The 18,148-nt window shown below is 70.2% G+C and carries 17 protein-coding genes; 8 read left to right on the top strand and 9 right to left on the bottom strand.

Annotated elements, in window-relative coordinates:
• Positions 1-303: 303 nt before the first annotated feature.
• Together B3I25_RS07630 and B3I25_RS07625 are read left to right on the top strand one after the other, a co-directional pair.
• Positions 304-921, top strand: coding sequence for a hypothetical protein (locus B3I25_RS07630; protein WP_085107208.1), 618 nt, complete (start codon positions 304-306; stop codon positions 919-921).
• A 46-nt stretch (positions 922-967) separates the two neighbouring features.
• Positions 968-1,327: a sec-independent translocase gene (locus B3I25_RS07625; protein ID WP_085107176.1), complete on the top strand. Its 360-nt coding sequence runs from the start codon at positions 968-970 to the stop codon at positions 1,325-1,327.
• Between the two features lie 162 nt (positions 1,328-1,489).
• Here B3I25_RS07625 and B3I25_RS07620 read toward each other — a convergent pair whose 3' ends face one another.
• From B3I25_RS07620 to B3I25_RS07610, 3 genes are read right to left on the bottom strand one after another with little or no spacing between them, the layout of a single operon-like run.
• Positions 1,490-2,677 (bottom strand): P-loop NTPase, encoded by a 1,188-nt coding sequence (locus B3I25_RS07620; RefSeq protein WP_085107178.1) that lies wholly within the window; start codon positions 2,675-2,677, stop codon positions 1,490-1,492.
• On the bottom strand, positions 2,674-3,339 hold the full coding sequence (locus B3I25_RS07615) for a DUF1003 domain-containing protein (RefSeq protein WP_241246790.1): 666 nt from the start codon (positions 3,337-3,339) through the stop codon (positions 2,674-2,676). Before B3I25_RS07615 ends, B3I25_RS07620 begins: the two co-directional genes overlap by 4 nt.
• The gene (locus B3I25_RS07610) at positions 3,332-4,630 is read right to left on the bottom strand and encodes a magnesium transporter MgtE N-terminal domain-containing protein (RefSeq protein WP_064846075.1); all 1,299 of its coding nucleotides are present in this window, start codon (positions 4,628-4,630) and stop codon (positions 3,332-3,334) included. Before B3I25_RS07610 ends, B3I25_RS07615 begins: the two co-directional genes overlap by 8 nt.
• Positions 4,631-4,811: 181 nt before the next feature.
• Here B3I25_RS07610 and B3I25_RS07605 point away from each other — a divergent pair, with 181 nt between their 5' ends.
• A complete protein-coding gene (locus tag B3I25_RS07605; RefSeq protein ID WP_286738484.1) occupies positions 4,812-5,933 on the top strand; it encodes a general stress protein in 1,122 nt (373 codons plus the stop codon).
• A gap of 161 nt (positions 5,934-6,094) precedes the next feature.
• On the opposite strand, the gene B3I25_RS07600 is transcribed toward B3I25_RS07605, so the two are convergent.
• Positions 6,095-7,702 (bottom strand): aminopeptidase P family protein, encoded by a 1,608-nt coding sequence (locus B3I25_RS07600; RefSeq protein WP_085107710.1) that lies wholly within the window; start codon positions 7,700-7,702, stop codon positions 6,095-6,097.
• Between the two features lie 199 nt (positions 7,703-7,901).
• Between B3I25_RS07600 and B3I25_RS07595 the strand changes: the two genes are divergently transcribed.
• Positions 7,902-8,753, top strand: coding sequence for a PHP domain-containing protein (locus B3I25_RS07595; protein ID WP_064846077.1), 852 nt, complete (start codon positions 7,902-7,904; stop codon positions 8,751-8,753).
• Positions 8,754-8,824: 71 nt separating this feature from the next.
• Here the strand turns inward: B3I25_RS07595 and B3I25_RS07590 are convergent, their stop codons facing one another.
• From B3I25_RS07590 to B3I25_RS07570, 5 genes are all read right to left on the bottom strand, one after another.
• Complete coding sequence (locus B3I25_RS07590) at positions 8,825-9,697, bottom strand: DNA-methyltransferase (RefSeq protein ID WP_064846078.1); 873 nt, start codon at positions 9,695-9,697, stop codon at positions 8,825-8,827.
• The gene (locus tag B3I25_RS07585; protein WP_064846079.1) at positions 9,698-11,356 is read right to left on the bottom strand and encodes a DEAD/DEAH box helicase; all 1,659 of its coding nucleotides are present in this window, start codon (positions 11,354-11,356) and stop codon (positions 9,698-9,700) included. It lies immediately after the preceding gene.
• 301 nt (positions 11,357-11,657) lie between these two features.
• Positions 11,658-11,891, bottom strand: coding sequence for a DUF3107 domain-containing protein (locus B3I25_RS07580; RefSeq protein ID WP_035965329.1), 234 nt, complete (start codon positions 11,889-11,891; stop codon positions 11,658-11,660).
• Between the two features lie 90 nt (positions 11,892-11,981).
• Positions 11,982-12,662, bottom strand: coding sequence for a TetR/AcrR family transcriptional regulator (locus B3I25_RS07575; protein ID WP_286738482.1), 681 nt, complete (start codon positions 12,660-12,662; stop codon positions 11,982-11,984).
• Positions 12,663-12,701: 39 nt separating this feature from the next.
• Positions 12,702-14,018 carry a glutamyl-tRNA reductase gene (locus B3I25_RS07570; protein WP_286738481.1) on the bottom strand — a complete coding sequence of 439 codons (1,317 nt, stop codon included), beginning with the start codon at positions 14,016-14,018 and terminating at the stop codon, positions 12,702-12,704.
• Between the two features lie 134 nt (positions 14,019-14,152).
• On the opposite strand from B3I25_RS07570, the gene hemE reads away from it, so the two are divergent.
• The 4 genes from hemE to B3I25_RS07550 all read left to right on the top strand — a co-directional run.
• Positions 14,153-15,322, top strand: coding sequence for a uroporphyrinogen decarboxylase (gene hemE, locus B3I25_RS07565; protein WP_098053937.1), 1,170 nt, complete (start codon positions 14,153-14,155; stop codon positions 15,320-15,322).
• A complete protein-coding gene (hemG, locus tag B3I25_RS07560; RefSeq protein ID WP_085107679.1) occupies positions 15,319-16,806 on the top strand; it encodes a protoporphyrinogen oxidase in 1,488 nt (495 codons plus the stop codon). The genes hemE and hemG overlap by 4 nt, the downstream gene beginning before the upstream one ends.
• A 118-nt stretch (positions 16,807-16,924) precedes the next feature.
• Positions 16,925-17,641, top strand: coding sequence for a hydrogen peroxide-dependent heme synthase (gene hemQ / locus B3I25_RS07555; protein ID WP_098053941.1), 717 nt, complete (start codon positions 16,925-16,927; stop codon positions 17,639-17,641).
• A gap of 1 nt (position 17,642) precedes the next feature.
• Positions 17,643-18,148: ferrochelatase (locus B3I25_RS07550; RefSeq protein ID WP_286738480.1), on the top strand; the 506-nt coding region annotated here is incomplete at its 3' end.

Below are 18,148 nucleotides of genomic sequence, written 5' to 3'. Positions count from 1 at the left end.
CCTTCACTGCTGTGTGTGCCCGGATCCCCGCGGACCCAGCGCTTCGACGTGGCGGGCCCGGCGTCATGTCCGGGCTCACGGTGCTTCAGCTTATCGCGGTCTGAGGGCACCGCCGGGAACGCCCGGTCGGTGTCCAGATCGCTGTCAGAATCCTGCCGCACAATTGGGGCGTCGAACGCGGCCGCCGCAGGGCGGTCGCAGCAGGGGACGAACAGGGAGGGGGACGGGGTGTCCACACGGGTCGCGGGTCGCAGCAGGGTGCGCCGGCCCTGGCGTCGGCCGAGTCGGCGGGCCGTGGGTCTCATGACCGCCTTCGCGGCCTGCGTGTGCGTCGCCCTGCTGACCACCGCCGTGTGGAGCGTGGGCAAGCAAGTGCAGCAGCGCCAGAGCGCGGACGCTCGGTCGGAGGCCACGTGGTCACCCGGTCCCCGGGGAATGGTAGACACCACCTCGGAGGCCGACATCCAGAGCCTGCGCGCCCGGGGGTGGGCCGTTCCGGGTCTGGCCGCGAAGGGGTACTCGGTCGCGGACATCCAACAGTCGCAGGTGGGGGGCCAGCCCGTCGTGGCGGTGGCCCTGCACAACGATCACGGCTCGGTGACCATCGTGGAGCAGCGCGGTGACATCAATCCCGACAACCCCATGGACGGCATCACCGGGCTCCCCGTGGGCGCCGAGGGCATGCACCGGTCGGTGCTCGACGGCGCGCGGTTGTGGGTGGACCGCTCCCAACCATGGCGCGCGGTGATGGTGCGCCCGGACGCCGTGTACACCCTCACATCGGACACCGCACCGGCCACCCTGGCCCAGACCGTGAGCGCAGTCGTGGCGGAGGACCGGGGACGGGTCAGCCTGCCCTCGCAGAAGGACGAGAGTTTCGGGGCCACGGTCGCGGACGGACTCAAGGAAATTTTCGGTTAAGGACCGCCCCCACCGGGGCGTTCCACGACGTTGATAGGCTCAGCGGGTGTTCGGGATTTCAGGCGGGGAAGCCATCATCATTCTCATCGTGGCCCTGGTGATCATCGGGCCCGAGCGGTTGCCCGAGTACGCCGAGAAGTTCAAGGACATGGTCAAGTCCATCCGGCGCTACGCCACGGGTGCCACGGACGATCTCAAGGCGACTCTCGGCCCGGAATTCTCGGACCTCGACTGGCGCAAGCTCGACCCCCGGCAGTACGACCCGCGCGTGATCGTGCGTGAAGCGCTGCTCGAGGACGACGAGGAACAGAACCGCCACCAGTACGAGGCCTCCACCGTGGCCGCACCCACGGTGCGACGGCTCGCGCGAGGCGAACGCGCCCCGTTCGACACCGAGGCCACGTGAGCCGTCGAGCGCGGCGTGAGCAACCGGCCGCCGCGCTATCGGCCGCGCGCCGCGTGAGCTGACAGCCGTCCCGTCATCAGACCGACGCCGCGTGAACAGACGGGTAGGTGCCGGGCGAGCGGGAAGCGGGCCGTGCGGCGGCGGCGTCCCGAGGGAGATCGCTCAACCGCGCGGCGTGATGCCCAGATTCTTACCGGCCAGCCCGCGGCCCTGCTGATCCAGGGCGCGCGCGACGGCCCACAGCTGCTCGGCGGCGGGGGAGTTCGGCCGATCCCATACCGCGGGCACGCCGCGGTCCGAGGCCTCCCGCACGGTGACGTCCAGGGGGACGCTGCCGAGCAGGGGGACGGGGTAGCCCAGGCGCTCGGACAGCGAGCTCGCGATCGTCTCGCCACCGCCCGCTCCGAAGACCTCCATGCGCGTGCCGTCCGGCATGACCATCGCAGACATGTTCTCGACGACGCCCGTGACCTTCTGCTCGGTCTGCTCGGCGAGCGTCCCCGAACGCTGGGCCACGCTCACGGCGGCGTGCTGGGGCGTGGAGACCACGACCACGCCCGAGCGGGGCAGCAGCTGACCCACCGAGATCGCGATGTCCCCCGTGCCCGGGGGCAGGTCCAGGAGCAGGTGGTCCAGGTCCCCGAAGTGCACGTCCGTGAGGAACTGCTCCACCGCGCGGTGCAGCATGGGGCCGCGCCACGCCACGGGCTGGGCGGGATCCACGAACATCCCGATCGAGATCACCTTGAGCACCCCGCGCGAGCGGTGACCGGCCCCAGCCGCGCTGTCCTCGGGCCGGCGGTCCGCACCCTCCGGGACCTCCACGACGGGCGGCAGGATCATGTCCCCCACGCGCGTGGGTGGTTGCGCAATCCCCAGCAGACCGGGTACTGAGAAGCCGTGGATGTCCGCGTCCACGATGCCCACGGTGCGTCCCATCGCGGCCAGCGCGGCGGCGATGTTCACCGTCACGCTGGACTTTCCCACCCCGCCCTTGCCGCTCGTGATTGCGTGCACGCGGGTGAGTGAATGCGGGTCCGCGAACGGGTTGGTGCGGTGGTGCCCGAGCTTCTCCTGCAGTTCCTGGCGCTGCGCCGGGGTCATCACACCCACGTCCACGGCGACGTCGCGGACGTCCGGGAGCTCGTTCAGGGCGGCACGGAGATCCGCTTCGATCGTGGTGCGCATGGGGCACCCGGAGACCGTGAGCAGCACGGTCACGCGTGCCGTCCCGCCTTCGAGGACGGCCTCGGGGATCATCCCGAGCTCGGTCACCGGGCGGCGCAGCTCGGGGTCGATCACGCCGTCCAGGGCTGCGCGCAGTCGGGGGTCGATGGTGCTCCCGTTCACTGATGCGGTCCTTCCTGCTCGGGGTCCTCGAGCTCGATCTTCTTCGCACGCGGGGCCCTGGTGGAGCCGTCGGACTTCTTGCCCTCGGACTTCTTGGTCTTGGACTTGGTGGCCTGGGACTGCGCGGCGGCCTGACCGGCGGCGCGGCGGTCCTGGTCCTCGAGGATCTCCTCGAGCAGCCCGCGCAACTCGGAGCGGACGTAGTCGCGGGTCGCGACCTCGCGCAACGCGATGCGCAGGGACGCGATCTCCCGGGTGAGGTACTCGGTGTCCGCGAGGTTCTGTTGCCCGCGTTTACGGTCCTCCTCGGCGACCACGCGGTCACGGTCGTCCTGCCGGTTCTGCGCGAGCAGCAACAAGGGAGCGGCGTAGGAGGCCTGCAACGAGAGCATCAGTGTCAGCAGCGTGAAGTTCAACGCGCGCGGATCGAACTGCATGCTCTCGGGCGCCAGGGTGTTCCACGCCAACCACACCGTGACGAACACGGTCATCCACAGCAAGAACTGGGGCGTGCCCATCCAGCGGGCGAAGGACTCCGTGAGCCGCCCGAAGGCGTCCGGGTTGGGGCGGAAGCGGGTCAGGTACCCCGGGCGTTTCTCGCGCGGTTGGTCCAGGGGGCCGGGCGAATACTGCGAGGACGCGCTGCGCCGGGGATTACTCATACCGCTTACCCACCTTCCGGACCGGGGTTCCGTCGTCGTACGTGCGCCAGTCCTCGGGCAGCAGGGCGTCCAGGACGTCGTCGATCGTGACCGCACCCACGAGCCGGTCCTGGTCGTTGACGACCGGCAGGATCGTGAGGTCGTACGTGGCCAGTTCGCGAGCGACGTCGGCTAAGGACGCCTGGTCCGAGACGGGCTCGATGGACCGATCGATTAGGTTACCAATCGCCTCGGGCGGCGGGTAACGCAGCAGTCGCTGCGTGTGCACGAGACCCAGGTACTTACCCGTGGGGGTCTCGAGCGGCGGGCGGCACACGAGCACCGCGGATGCCGCGGCCGGGATGACCTCCTCCTGGCGGATGTGCGCGAGCGCTTCCGCCACGGTGGCCTCCGGGGGCAGCACGATGGGGACGGGCGTCATGAGCGAACCGGCCGTGCCCTCCTCGTACTCGCGCAGGCGCCGGACGTCCTCCGCGTCCTCGGGTTCCATCATGGTGATGAACCGCTCGGCCTCCGCTTCCGGCAGTTCGTTGAGCAGGTCGGTCGCGTCGTCGGGGTCCATCTCGGCGAGCAGCGTGACGGCGCGCTCGTTGTCCAGGTGGGTCAGAATGAAGACCTGGTCGTCCTCCGGCAGCTCCTCGAGCACGTCCGCGAGCCGCTCGTCCTGCAGTTCCGCCGCGATCTCGAGCTTGCGCTTGTCCGGCATGTCCCGCAGCTCGTCCGCGATGTCCGCGGCCTGGTCCTCCTCGTGCTGCGCGATCCACTGCGTGGCCGGTTGCGGCCCCGCGTTGGACGGGTCGTCCGCGTCCTCCCAGTCCACCACGAGCGTCTGATTACGACGCCGGATCAAGCCTCCCGTGGCCTGCGACCTGCGCACGAACAACTGCGAAATGACCCAGTCACCCCGGTTGTTGCTCTTCTCCATGGCCACGTCCTCGATCGTGGCGGTCCCGGAACCGTCCAACAGCACCACGGTGCGGTCGAAGAGCTCACCCACGGCCAGCGTCTCGGCACCGCGCTGCTCGAAGCGGCGCAGGTTCACGAGCCCGGTGGAGATGATCTGCTCCGCGTCGATGCTCGTAACACGCGTCATGGGCACGAACACACGCTTCTTCCCGAGCACCTCCACCACGAGACCCACGACGAGCGGGCGGGTGCGCACCGACGGTTTGCTACCCGGGCGCAACAGCACCACGACGTCGCGCAATCGCCCCAGGCGGTCGCCCAACGGGTCGAAGACGTCCAGGCCGATGAGTCTCGCGACGAAGATCTTGGAAAGGTTTGTGCTCACCCGCCCAGCCTAGTGAACCGTGCTGTGCGGTCCCATTCCTGGAGTGGGGGATCAGAACCCGGGCAATACCGGTTGCTGGGCACCCGATCCGGGGTGGGTTCACCGGCCGCCGTGTTCACCCGCTGCGATGATCCAGGGTTTTCCCGGCGGGCTCGTGGGTGACTACGGGACAATGGATGGCATGAGCAACTCGAAACCAGGCCCCGCCCAACTGTCCATCGCCCCGGAAATGCCCCGCGGTGAGGTGGTGGGCCGTTACCGGACCTACGCCCTGGCGCAGAAAGCCGTTGACTACATGGCGGACGAACACTTCCCCGTGGCCATGGTCTCGATCATCGGCAGCGACCTCAAGTCCGTGGAGCAGGTCACCGGTCGGCTCTCCTACCCCAAGGTCGCCCTGCAGGGTGCGCTCAACGGTCTGGTCTTCGGCGCGTTCTTCGGCCTTTTGATGTCCCTGCTGGGCGGGGCCAACATGGCTTCGTCCCTGTTGCTCACCATGATCCTCGGTGGCGCGTTCTGGATGCTCATGGCCACCATCACGTACGCCATGTCCCGCGGCAAGCGGGACTTCACCTCGACCAGCAGGATCGTGGCGGGCAGCTACGAGGTCCTCGCCGCCCCGGAGGTCGCGGGTCAGGCCCGCCAGGTGCTCAACGGCATGGAGGGCGGCCACGTGGTGGGGCAGCGCGGGCAGAACCCGGGTCAGGGGTACCGCGGTCCCGCCGGTCCGCAGGGTGACCAGTGGGGTGGTTCGGGTGCTCCGCAGGGCAGCCAGTACCCCGGTGGCCCGCAGTACGGTGGACCGGCCCAGGGCGGTCCCGTCCAGGGCGGGCGGCCGGGCGCTCCGGGTCAGGGCGCCCCGGTTCACGGTGCTCCGGTGCAGGGTGATCCCGGGGGACAGAACGCTCCCGGCGGTTCCGAGCCGCGCTACGGTGTGTTTCTCCCGGGTGCAGATCAGCAGCAGGAAGACGCCAACCGTTCCGCGAAGTTCCCGGACCTCCCGGACGGACGCCCGCAGTACGGTATCCGGCTCGAACCCTCCGACGCCGCCCCGGCCGGTGGGCAGCCCGCACCGCAGGCCCCCGCGAACGCCGCCGCTCCGTCCCAGCCCGCGGCCGACGCTCCCGCTCCCTCCACAGACGGGGCGTCATCGGGCACGATCCCCGCGAACCCGGCTCAGTCGGCCGACCGCGCGGCGCCGTGGACACAGCCGGGTACCCCCGAGGCACCGCGCGAGGGCGGGTCCACCCCGCACAACGGACAGGGCACGACCCAGCGGCCGCACGGCGAGGACCAGCGCTGACCCACGGCACACGCGCAACAAAATTTCGGGCACGCCAGAGCCACAAATGGTGCCCGAAGGTGGCGCGGGAGTGACTGAGAGTTCGGCGGCGTCACGCACAGAGAGCGATCCCCGGGTCCTGACATGCGGGCCCGGGGATCACTCTCTAGGTGTTCCGGGGGTTACGCCGCGGGGCCCGCGCTGGGGCCCACGTTCTCGTCCCGGTTCCAGATGCCCTGGATCCACGACTCCACGTCGTCGGGGTTGCGGGGGAGGGCCTCGGAGAGGTTCTCGTTGCCCTGCTCGGTGATCAGCACGTCGTCCTCGATGCGCACACCGATGCCGCGGTACTCCTCGGGGATCGCGAGGTCCTCGTTCTTGAAGTACAACCCGGGCTCGATCGTGAACACCATCCCCGGCTCGATCACAGCGTCCAGGTAGAGCTCACGCTTGGCCTGGGCGCAGTCGTGCACGTCCAGTCCCAGGTGGTGGCTCGTACCGTGCGGCATCCAGCGGCGGTGGTGCTGACCGGCCTCGGACAGGGAGACCTCCGCGGACACCGGCAACAGCCCCCATTCCTCGAGCCGCTGGGCGAGCACCTTCATGGCCGCGGCGTGGAGGTCCCGGAACTTGTTACCGGGGACGGCGACGTCGAACGCGGCGTCCGCGGCGTCGAGCACGGCCTGGTAGATCCGGCGCTGCACGTCCGTGTAGCTGCCGGTCACGGGCAGGGTGCGGGTGAGGTCCGCGGTGTAGAGCGACTCGGCCTCCACACCCGCGTCCACGAGGATCAGCTCGCCCGGCTTGACCGAGCCGTTGTTGCGGATCCAGTGCAGCACGGTCGCGTTGTTCCCGGACGCCGCGATGGTGTCGTAGCCGAGGTCGTTGCCCTCGAGGCGGGCGCGGGAGAAGAACGCGCCCTCGACTACGCGCTCGCCGCGTTCACCGCCGATCGCGCGCGGCAGCACGGAGACGATGTCCTCGAAACCGCGGATCGTGGCCGCCACGGCCTCGCGCAACTGCCCGACCTCGTACTCGTCCTTGATGAGCCGCAGCTCGCTCAGGGCCTCGGCCAGGGTCGCGTCCTTGGTGTCCGACTGCTCGAGGTCCACGCCCGTGTTGATCCGGGAGGTGTCCACGAGCGCGTCCATGTTCAGGTCCACGTCCCGCACCAAACGAATGCTGAGACCACCCAGGGCGGTGTTGCCTGCGTCCTTGGTGACCGCGGTCTCCAGAGCGGAGAGGTCCTCGGTGGGCAGCGCGAACTCGTCGCGCAATTGCGCCAGCGTGGGGCGGGGCCCCACCCAGAACTCACCGTTCTTGGCATCCGCGTAGAACTCCGCGGAGTCCCGCCCGGCCATGGGGTGGAAGTACAGGGTGGAGGTGTGGTCGCTGCCGTCGTCTCCCTGACCCTGCTCGGTGGGTTCCATGACCAGCACGGCCTCGGGCTCGTGGTCCACTCCCATGCCCGTGAGGTGCGCGAACGCGGAGTGCGGGCGGAAGCGATAGTCGGTGTCGTTCGAGCGCACCTTGGGGGCGCCCGCGGGGATCACGAGACGCTCGCCGGGGAACATCCGGGAGAGCCGGGCACGGCGCTGAGCGGCGAACTCCGCGACCTCGGCGCGCGGCGTCGTCGTGTGCTCCGGAGCGGCCCAACCCGAGGCCATGAACTCGCGGAACTCCGCGTTGTCGGGGCGCTGCGAGCGGTTGTCCACCCGCTCGTCCATGGGCTGCGCGGCGTCCTCGCTCGCGTGATGGGAAGCGGTGGGGTGTGCTGAGCCTTGGCTCATGGACGCGGTCATCTCCTTCGGGGCGCGGGCTCCCGCGCGGGTCGCGATGCTGGCGGAATGTTCTCGTCCATGGTGCCACGCCGGTCAACCCTGGCCCGTGGGCAGCGAGGACCGGGCGATCGGTAGCGATGGCTCGGCCTCGTCCGGTCGGCGCGTATCGCGGGCCGACCCACCGCGGTCCGCGGGTATCGTGGAGGTGATGAGAATCGACCTGCACACCCACTCCAACGCGTCGGACGGCACGGAGTCCCCGGCGGACGTGGCCCGCGCGGCACACCGGGCCGGGCTCAACGTCTTCGCGCTCACCGATCACGACACCACCGCGGGGTGGCAGGAGGCGGGGGACACCGCCGTGTCCCTGGGGGTCGCGTTCGTACCCGGCATGGAGATCACGTGCACCACCGCGGACGGTATCTCGGTGCACATGCTCAGCTATCTGCACGGCCCGGACCACGCACCGCTGCTGGACGCGATCGAGGAGTCCCGGCGCAGCCGACTCTCCCGCGCGCACAAGATGGTGGACCTGCTCGCGCAGGACTACCCGATCAGCTGGGACGACGTCATGGCCCACGTGAGTCCCGAGGCCACGGTGGGCCGCCCACACATCGCGGACGCCCTGGTGGAGCTGGGCGTCGTCCCAAACCGCTCTGCCGCGTTCTCGGACATGCTCTCCGGGCGATCTAAGTACTACGTGCGGCACATGGCCCTGGACCCGGTGCAGGCCATCAAACTCGTGCGCGCGGCGGGCGGGGTCCCGGTGTGCGCCCACCCCATGGCCCCGTTGCGCGGTCGCGTGGCCACCCCGGCCGATTTCAACGCGATGATCGACGCCGGTCTGGCCGGCGTGGAAGTCGCCCACCGGGACAACCCGGACGAGTCCCGCGCGGTGCTCATGAAGCTCGCCGCGGACCACGATCTCATCGTCACGGGATCCAGCGACTACCACGGCGCGGGCAAGCCCAATCGGTTGGGGGAGAACTCCACGTCAGTGCGTTCGCTCACGAGGATTTGCGAACAGGCCACCTCCGGGATGGAGGTCCGCTGGCCGTGAGGCCGGGGCGCACGGCACGGTCCTGACGACGTTTCGAAGAACAGTCGGGATGCAGCGGCTCGTGAACCGGATCAGGACGCGCTGAACACCGCCGTATCCGGCAGGCGCCGACGCATGACGTCCACGGCCTCGGGGTTGGAGTCCACGCACACGAACTTCCGGCCCAGTTGCTCGCTGACCGCGCCCGTGGTCCCCGAGCCTGCGAAGAAGTCCAGCACCCAGTCCCCGGGACGCGAGGACGCCGTGACGATCCGGCGCAACACCCCGGCGGGTTTCTGCGTGGGATAACCGGTCTTTTCCTTGCCCGTGGGGGAGACGATCGTGTGCCACCACACGTCCGTGGGCAGCTTGCCGCGCGCGGCTTTGACGGGACCCACGAGCCCCGGGGCCATGTACGGCTCCCGGTCCACGTCCGCGGAGTTGAAGTGGTAGGCGGTCGGATCCTTGACGTAGACCAGGATCGTGTCGTGCTTGGCCGGCCATCGCTTGGCGGTGCGTCCGCCGAAGTCGTAGGCCCAGATGATCTCGTTGAGGAAGCACCGGCGGCCGAACAGCGCGTCCAGCAGCACCTTGACGTAGTGCACCTCGCGGTAGTCCAGGTGCACGTACAGCGTCCCGTGCGTGGCCAGCACGCGCCGGGCATGCATCAGCCGGGGTTCCAGGAAGCCCAGGTAGTCCGCGAACGAGTCCTCGTAGCGCAGCAACGAGCCCATGATCGTTTCGTAGGAACGCCCCGCGAAGCCCACGCGATCGCCCTCGCCCGCGGCCGCGGGGACGGAGCGAGTGGTGCGGCGCACCTGGTCCCTGCCCGTGTTGAACGGGGGGTCCAGGTATACCAGGGAGAACGCCTCGTCCGGCAGCCCCTCCAGCACGTTGAGGTTCTCACCGTGCACGATCGCGCTGGTGCCCTCCGCGTCGAATGCGAAGGGCTCCCACTGCGCCATCTACTCTCCCGCTGCAGAGGACTGCTGCGCCTGCTGACCGCCCTGGGCAGCCTTGTTCTGCCCCGAGGAACGACGACGCCGCCGGCGCCGCTTGGTGCCCTCGCCCGTGTTCTCCACGGAGGTCTCCCGGGAACGCTCGCCCTGCTCGGAGCGGGGCCGCTGGTTCTCCGCCTGGGATCGCCCCGCGGAGCCGCTGCGGGGGTCGGAACCGCCCGAGCGGCGTCGTGCGCCGGAGCCGTTGCGGCCACCGGAACCACCGCGACCGCCGCGGCCCGAACGCTTCTCGGAGTGCTGCGGCCTGCCGTCACCGAGGTCCTCGAGCTCCTCGGCGTCGAGGCCCTCGAGCGTGCGCTGCGACTTGGGCAGCTTGCCCTTGACGCCGCGCGGGATGTTCAGGTCCGTGTAGAGGTGATCGGAGGACGAGTAGGTCTCCACGGGTTCGGGCACGCCCAGCTCGAGGGCATTGTCGATCAGGCGCCAGCGGGGGACGTCGTCCCAGTCCACGAACGTGATGGCCGTGCCCTTGTTGCCCGCGCGCCCGGTGCGCCCGGTGCGGTGCAGGTAAGTCTTCTCGTCCTCGGGGCACTGGAAGTTGATCACGTGGGTGACGTCCTCGACGTCGATACCTCGCGCGGCGACGTCCGTGGCCACAAGCACGTCCACCTTGCCGTGACGGAACGCGCGCAGCGCCTGCTCGCGGGCGCCCTGGCCCAGGTCGCCGTGCAGGGGAGCGGCGGCGAAACCGCGGTGGATGAGCTCGTCCGCGAGCTTGGCGGCCGCGCGTTTGGTACGCGTGAAGATGATGGTCCGTCCCCGGCCCTCGGCCTGCAGGATGCGCGCGACGACCTCGTCCTTGTCCAGGTGGTGGGCGCGGTAGATGACCTGACGGATGTCCTTCTTGGTGCTGCCCTCGTCCGGGGCAGCCGCACGGATGTGCATGGGCCGGGTCATGTACCGCCGTGCCATGGCCACCACGGGGCCGGGCATGGTCGCGGAGAACAGCATGGTTTGGCGCACCTGCGGAACCGTGGCCAGCAGCTTCTCCACGTCCGGGAGGAAGCCCAGGTCCAGCATCTCGTCCGCCTCGTCCAGCACGACCATGCGCACGTGGCTCAGGTCCAGGAAGTGCTGGCGGTTGAGGTCGATCAGGCGCCCGGGGGTGCCCACGACGACCTCCACGCCCTTTTCGAGCTCGGCGATCTGCGACTCGTAGGGGCGGCCACCGTAGATCGTGGCCACGCGGGCGTTGCGGGTCTTGGCGGCGATCGCGAGGTCGCTGCCCACCTGGACCGCGAGCTCACGCGTGGGGACCACGATCAATGCCTGGGGGGCGCCGGGCTTCTTCAACTGGGCCCAGCCGTCGTCGTCACGGCCTACGGCACGCTGCAGTGCGGGGATGCCGAAACCGAGGGTCTTGCCGGTACCGGTCTTGGCCTGACCGATGATGTCCTGGCCGGACAGCGCGATGGGCAGCGTCATGGCCTGGATGGGGAACGGGGAGGTGATGCCGTGCTCGGCGAGCGCGTCCACGATGTCCTGGCGGACGCCGAAGTCCGCGAACGAGGACTCGGTCACGGGTTCGGCGGTGTCGACCGCCTGGGTCCCGGCCTCGTCCGGCTCGATGATGTCGTGTTCGGGTGTTGCAGTGATATCGGTCACGAATGTCCTTCACGGGTCGGCGCGGGGCACCACACCGGATCATCGGCCGGGCCGTCCCGGAGGACGGAGCGGCACGAAGCGGGGGCCGCCGCGCTGTGAGAGGAAGCCGATCGTGAAACGCACCCCGCCCGGGCGCTCAGCGGAAGGCGCGGGACCTTCCGGGCGCGGGCCGAAGCCGGGTAACAAGTGAACGTGACGGTCTCATGGGACGACCGGTCATCCTGATAAACACCTCCAGTGTACCCGCAAAACGGTGAGGCCCCCGGACGCGGTGGTCCGGGGGCCTCACGGCGTGGGCGGTTCAGCCGAGGGGCAGGGGGGTGAAACCCACCTTTCGCTTGGTCTCCTGGCCGGTCTCCACGTAGCCGATGCTCGCGGAGGGGACCACGGTGGTGGAACCCTTGGTGTCCTGCAGCACGAGCGGTGCGCCGGAGCTCAGCGCCTCCGTGACCTTGGTCTGCACCTCGTCCGCGGAGAGGTCGGCGTTGACCACGAGCTCGCGGGCCACGTTCTGAATCCCGATCTTGATTTCCATGAGTACCTCCTGCGGCGTCACCGGCCCACGGTGATCACGGGCCGGACCATGTCTTCCAGGTGCCGCGCACCCCGGTGAGGGGCGGGCGCGTCAGCCTCGGTCGTTGCCGATCAGTTTAGGAGCAGGTTCCCGGCGCTCCTCGTCGAGCGTCCTGATTCCGCCCCAGGCTAAACGGAAAATCCGGTCCTGGACCTCTTCGCGTGTGCCCGCTTCCGGGTGGCGGGTCCAGAACACAGCGGAGGTCTGGACCAGGTGCACGAGGCCCCGGGACAGCATGATGGCCTGGGCCGGTGGCATGCCCGCTTTGGGTCCGAGCACCGCGGCCACGGCCACGGCAATCCCCTGGTAGAACTCGTCCAGTTGCGCCGCGACCTCGGGGAAGGACATGAGGTCCGCGCTGAACACGAGCCGATGGGCCTCCGGCTGGCTGTTCACGAACTCGAAGTGGGTGTCGATCACGTTCTGCACCCGCGCCTTGTTGGTCTCGGCGCTGGCCAGGGACCGCTCGAGCTTCTCGGACAGTTCCGCGAGCGTGAACTGCACGAGCGCCAGGAACAGGTTCCGCTTACCCGGGAAGTGCTGGTAGAGCACCGGTTTGGAGACCCCGGCCGCGGCGGCGATCTCGTCCATGGAGGTCGAGTGGTAGCCGCCTTCGGAGAACACCCGCAGTGCCGTGCTCAACAGCTGCTCCCGCCGCTGGTCCCGGGTCATGCGAGGGGCCCGCGTGTGGCCGGTGGGCGCGGGCGCGTCGCGTGCATCGGGAGCGTTCATGGGGTCCTCCTCTGTGACGGGCCCTCGCCCGTCGTGGCTTCAACCGGCCGCGCGGGGACGCGGGGTGTCTGAGGGGGATCGTTCAGCGAGGGAATCCTGATCCGCGGGGAGGGTCTGCGGTGGCGCGACCTCCAGACCGAACAGCGCTTCCAATCCGGAAATGTATTCGTCCGCGCGGCCCTCCGCGGCGAGTTGACGGGCACGGACGGTGGGGATGTGCAGCAGTGAGCGGACCATGCGGCGCATGGCCATCTCGATCTGTTCCTCCGCGCCGGTGCAGCCGTGGTGGGCACGGACCTTCTCGAGTTCGGTGTCCAGCACGGCCATGGTGTGCTTGCGCAGCGCCACGATGGCCTGGTCCATGGTGCGGGCGTTCTGGGCCGCCGCGAAGCCCTGGGCGGCCTCGTCCACGATCTCGCGCGCCGCGCTCACGGACTCGCGGGTCTCCTCGGGTGCGGCCACGCGCACCGATTCCAGGGTGATCAGCTCCACGTCCGGCAGGTCCGCGACGGCGGGGTCGAAGTCCCGCGCGAGCGCGAGGTCGATCACGGTGCGCGGTCCGCTCGGGAAGGCGGACGCCGGCATGGGGGCGGAGCCGCCCGAGCAGCCGATCACGACGTCCGCGCGGCGCAGTGCCGCCGGCAGCTCGACCTCCGTGACGGGGGAGCCGCCGCGCTGGTCCGTGAACTGCTGGGCGCGTCCGGAACCGGAGTAGACCTCGATGTCCGCGCAGCCGCGGTCGCGCAGCGCGGCCATGGTGGCGCCGGCGTACGCGCCGGTGCCGAAGATCAGGGCGTGCCGGTCGGGCCAGCTGCCGCGGGTGATGTCGTCGGCGAGGTCCAGGGCCACGGACACGATGGAGCGTCCCCGCTCACCGAGGCCGGTGCGGGCCCCGACCTCACGTGCGGTGCGGGCGGCGGCCTCGAACAACTGCACGAGGTGTCCCGAAGCGGTGCCGGACTGGCGGGCCTGGTTCAGCGCGCGGCGGACCTGTCCGGTGATCTCACGCTCGCCCACCACGGCGGACTCCAGACCGGAGACCACGGTGAACAGGTGTTGCGGGACCTCGGTGCCGTGGTAGGTGTCCATGGTCTCCAGGACGAAGCGTTCGTCCAGCCCCGCGCGCTCGGCCACGCGTTCGGCGAGCTGCTGCTGGGCCAGGGCGACGTCGTTGGTCCCGTCCCCGGGCAGCTCACCGTAGAGTTCGAGCCGGTTGCACGTGGACAGCGTGATGGCCCCCGAGAGCGCACCCTGGGACACGGCTTCCTCGGCCACCCCGAGAGCCCCCGTGCTCAACCGTGCGACGGTGTTGAGGTCGACGGAACGGTGCGATGCGACAAGACAGAAAAGAACCACAATCCGGCCATCCTAGACGAATTCATCCTGGCTCGCTCAGCATAACCACTGGGCGCGCCCGGCGCAGAGATTGCGTTCCCGGCGGACACTACGTCATCAAAACCGGCGGGCTCCTTTGGCACAATGGGGCCATTATGGCTTCCCAGAATGATCGCACCGTAGAATCCCGCCGCGCCGAGTCCCCCCATGATCCCGCCGCGGCCACGGAGCCGGGCGGCGATCACGCGTGGGAGCAGCGCATCGCCGCGCTGCCCACCGAGCACCCGCTGCGCTCGGCGGGTGTGGCCGACTCCCCCCTGATCAGTACCCTGCGGGGGCTCCCCGCCGCGCACACGCCCGTGTGGTTCATGCGTCAGGCGGGTCGCTCGTTGCCCGAGTACCGCGCCGCCCGGGAGGGCACGGGGATGCTCGAGGCGTGCCTGACCCCGGACCTCGCCGCGGAGATCACCCTGCAGCCGGTGCGCCGGCACGGCGTGGACGCGGCCATCTTCTTCTCCGACATCGTGGTGCCCATGAAGCTCGCCTCGGTGGCCGTGGACATCGTGGCCGGGCGCGGCCCGGTGCTCGACCACCCCGTGCGCACCGCCGCGGACGTCACCGCGCTGCCCGAACTGCCGGACTCGGCGTTGGACCCGATCCGCGAGGCCGTGGCGCGCACGGTCGCCGAGCTCGGGGACACCCCGCTGATCGGTTTCGCGGGCGCGCCGTTCACGATCGCCGCATACGCCGTGGAGGGCGGGCCCTCGCGCGACCACTTGCGCCCGCGCACCATGATGCACGCGGACCCCGCGTCCTGGACCGCTCTGGCCGAGTGGGCCGCGCGCACCTCCGGAGCGTTCCTGCGCGCCCAAGTGGAAGCGGGGGCCTCGGCCGTGCAGTTGTTCGACTCGTGGGCGGGTTCCCTGTCGCTCGCCGACTACGAGGCGCACGTCCAGCGCCACTCCGCGGACGCGCTCGCCGCCGTGGCGGACCTGGGGGTACCGCGGATCCATTTCGGCACGGGTACGGGCGAGCTGTTGGCCGCCATGCGGGACGCGGGAGCGGACGCCGTGGGTGTGGATTACCGCATCCCGTTGGACGTCGCATCGCAGCGTCTGGGTGGGCGCACCGTGGTGCAGGGCAACATCGATCCCGCGCTGCTCGCCGCCCCGCGGGAGGTGTTGCACGAGCACGCCCGCGACGTTCTGCGCCGCGGTCGCAGCGCCCCCGGTCACGTGGTCAACCTGGGCCACGGCGTGCCGCCGGAGACGGACCCGGACGTGCTGAGCGAACTGGTGACCTTCATCCACAAGGAGACTCGGTGACAACTTCCCCCGGTGCCCAGCGGCGCACCGCGCCACGGCGTCCTCGCACGGCTCTCGTGGTGGGCGGCGGCGTCGCCGGGTTGACGGCCGCCCGTGACCTGGCGCGCGCCGGTCTGCGCGTGACCCTGGTCGAGGCCTCGGACCACTTCGGCGGCGCCGTGGGTGCCCACGAGGTGGCGGGACTCGTCCTGGACTCCGGCGCGGAATCCTTCGCCACACGCTCGGACGCCGTACCCGATCTGCTCGAGGAACTCGGGCTCTCCGACCGCGTGGTCACCCCCCATCCCGCGGGCTCCTGGTTGCAACTCCCTGAGGGTGCGGTGCCCGCCCCCAAGTCCGGGGTGCTCGGGATCCCCGCGGACCCCACCGCACCGGAGCTGCGCAAGCCCCTGGGCCGGGCGGGCGTGGCCCGTGCGCGCATGGACAGGGCGCTGCCGGCCCGCGTGGGCGCGGGGGAGCGTTCCATCGGCGGTCTCGTGCGTGCCCGCATGGGCCAGCGCGTGCTGGACCGGTTGGTCACCCCGTTCGTCTCCGGGGTCTACTCGACCCACCCGGACGAACTCGACGTCGACGCCGTGGCCCCCGGTTTGCGCGCCCGCTTGCGCGAACTCGGCAGCCTGGGCGCGGCCGCGGGTGCACTGCGCACAGCGAGCCCCGCGGGTGCGAACGTGGCCGGTCTCGACGGCGGGATGAACCTGCTCAGCGAACGGCTCGTGCGGGACGCGGAGCGGTTGGGCGTCAAGCTCGTGACCCGCTACGACGTCATCGCCCTGGACCGCGACCCGCGCAGGCCCGGGTGGATGGTGATCCAGCGCCAACCCGTGAACGGGGACAAGACGGCCGTGGCCCGCGGGGAACTGCTCGTGATGGCCACGGACGGACCCACCACGGTGCGCTTGCTCGGCACGCAGGTCAGCGACGTCCAGAACTTCACGCCTCGCTCGGGGCCCCGGATCGCGCTCGCCACCCTCGTGCTGGATTGCCCCGCCCTGGACAGTGCACCCCGCGGTACCGGTCTGCTCGTGAGCGACGACGTGCGCGAGGTGCGCGCCAAGGCCCTGACCCACGCCACGGCCAAGTGGAAGTGGGTGGCTCGCGAGGCCGGGGAGCACCGCCACGTGGTGCGGTTATCCTACGGCCGGGCCACCCCGCGTGGATCGGGCCCCTCCCCGGAGGTCACGCTCGAGGACAAGCACCTCATCTCGCTCGCCCTCGGGGACGCGAGCACGCTGCTGGGCGTACCGATCGAGCCGGAACAGCTCGTGGGCGCGGACGTCGTGCGGTGGCACACCGCCCTGCCGCGCACGGACGCGGGTCACAGCGCCCGCGTCACGGGGTTCCGCCGGGCGCTCAAGGACGTCCCGGACGCCGCGGCCGTGGGGGCGTGGCTGTCCGGCACGGGACTCGCGGCGGTCGTCGCCGACACCCGCCACCAGGTCAGGACCCTGCTCAAGCACCACGGGTTCGACGTGACCCCGAACTGAGGGACCGCCGCGCGCGGGACCGAGCCGTGCGACGTCGTCCGCGCAGCCCGGGCAGTGCTGCGCGGGACGAGAACCATCGAACGTGAACAGAACGAGAAGTCGAAAGGGAACACACACGATGAGTGAGCACGCAACCGAGGCACGCCAGGACGCGGCACAGGCCGGCGGGGACACGCTGTACTGGGCCGGTTACACGGTGTTCGAGCGGACGGGTGAGCGCCCGCGGGACGCGGACTCGCAGGCCAACCGCAGCGCGTTCGACGAGCTCGTGAAGGACCTCGAGGGTCGGGGCGTCACCGTGCGCGGCGTGTACGACGTCTCCGGGATGCGCGAGAGCGCCGATCTGATGCTGTGGCTCACGGGCAAGGAACCGGACGCCCTGCAGGCCGCGATCCGGCAACTGCGCCGTCAGCCGCTGCTCGCGGGCACCCGGCAGTCCTGGAACGCCATGGGCGTGCACCGCGAGGCGGAGTTCACGTCCAACCATTCGCCCGCGTTCGCGCGCGGTGCGGAGGCTGGCGCGTGGGTGTGCGTCTACCCGTTCGTGCGCTCCTACGAGTGGTACTACATGAACCCGCAGCGCCGCGGGGAGATGCTCAAGAACCACGGCATGAAGGCCCGCGAGTACCCGCAGGTGCTCGCCAACACCATCGCGTGCTTCGGGCTCAACGACTTCGAGTGGCTGCTGGCCCTGGAGGCCCCGGAGCTCGTGGACCTGGTGGACATCATGCGCCACTTCCGCAACACCGAGGCACGCCTGCACGTGCGCGAGGAGACCCCGTTCTACACGGGGCGCCGGATCACCACCCACGAGATTGCCGAGGTGCTTGACTGAGATGACTGACACCCGAGAGACCAATGCCCTGAGTGCCGAGCGCGCCAACGCGCCGCACAGCTTCGACGCCCTGATCCTCTCCTCCTTCGGCGGGCCGGAGGGTCAGGAGGACGTGATCCCGTTCCTGCGCAACGTCACGCGCGGCCGCGGCATCCCGGACGAGCGGCTCGAGGAGGTGGCCACCCACTACCGTGCGAACGGCGGCGTGAGCCCCATCAACGCCCAGAACCGGGCGCTGCGCGATGCGCTCGAGGCCGAGCTGCGGCGTCGTGGTGTGGAGCTGCCCGTGCTGCTCGCCAACCGCAACTGGGACCCGTACGTGGCGGACGTTCTGCGCGAGAGCCACGAGCGCGGGTACCGGGACCTGCTGGTGCTCGCCACGAGCGCGTACTCCGGGTACTCCAGCTGCCGCCAGTACCGGGAGGACTACGGCGTGGGCCTGGAGGAGACGGGGCTGCAGGACGAGCTGCACGTGGAGAAGATCCGGCAGTACTACGACTCCGAGGG

It is taken from the genome of Kocuria sp. UBA1838, assembly GCF_002338785.1.
Taxonomy (GTDB): Bacteria; Actinomycetota; Actinomycetes; order Actinomycetales; family Micrococcaceae; genus Kocuria; species Kocuria marina.
The sequence above is the reverse complement of the archived record's forward strand: the minus strand, read 5'-3'. Positions and strand labels throughout refer to the sequence as shown.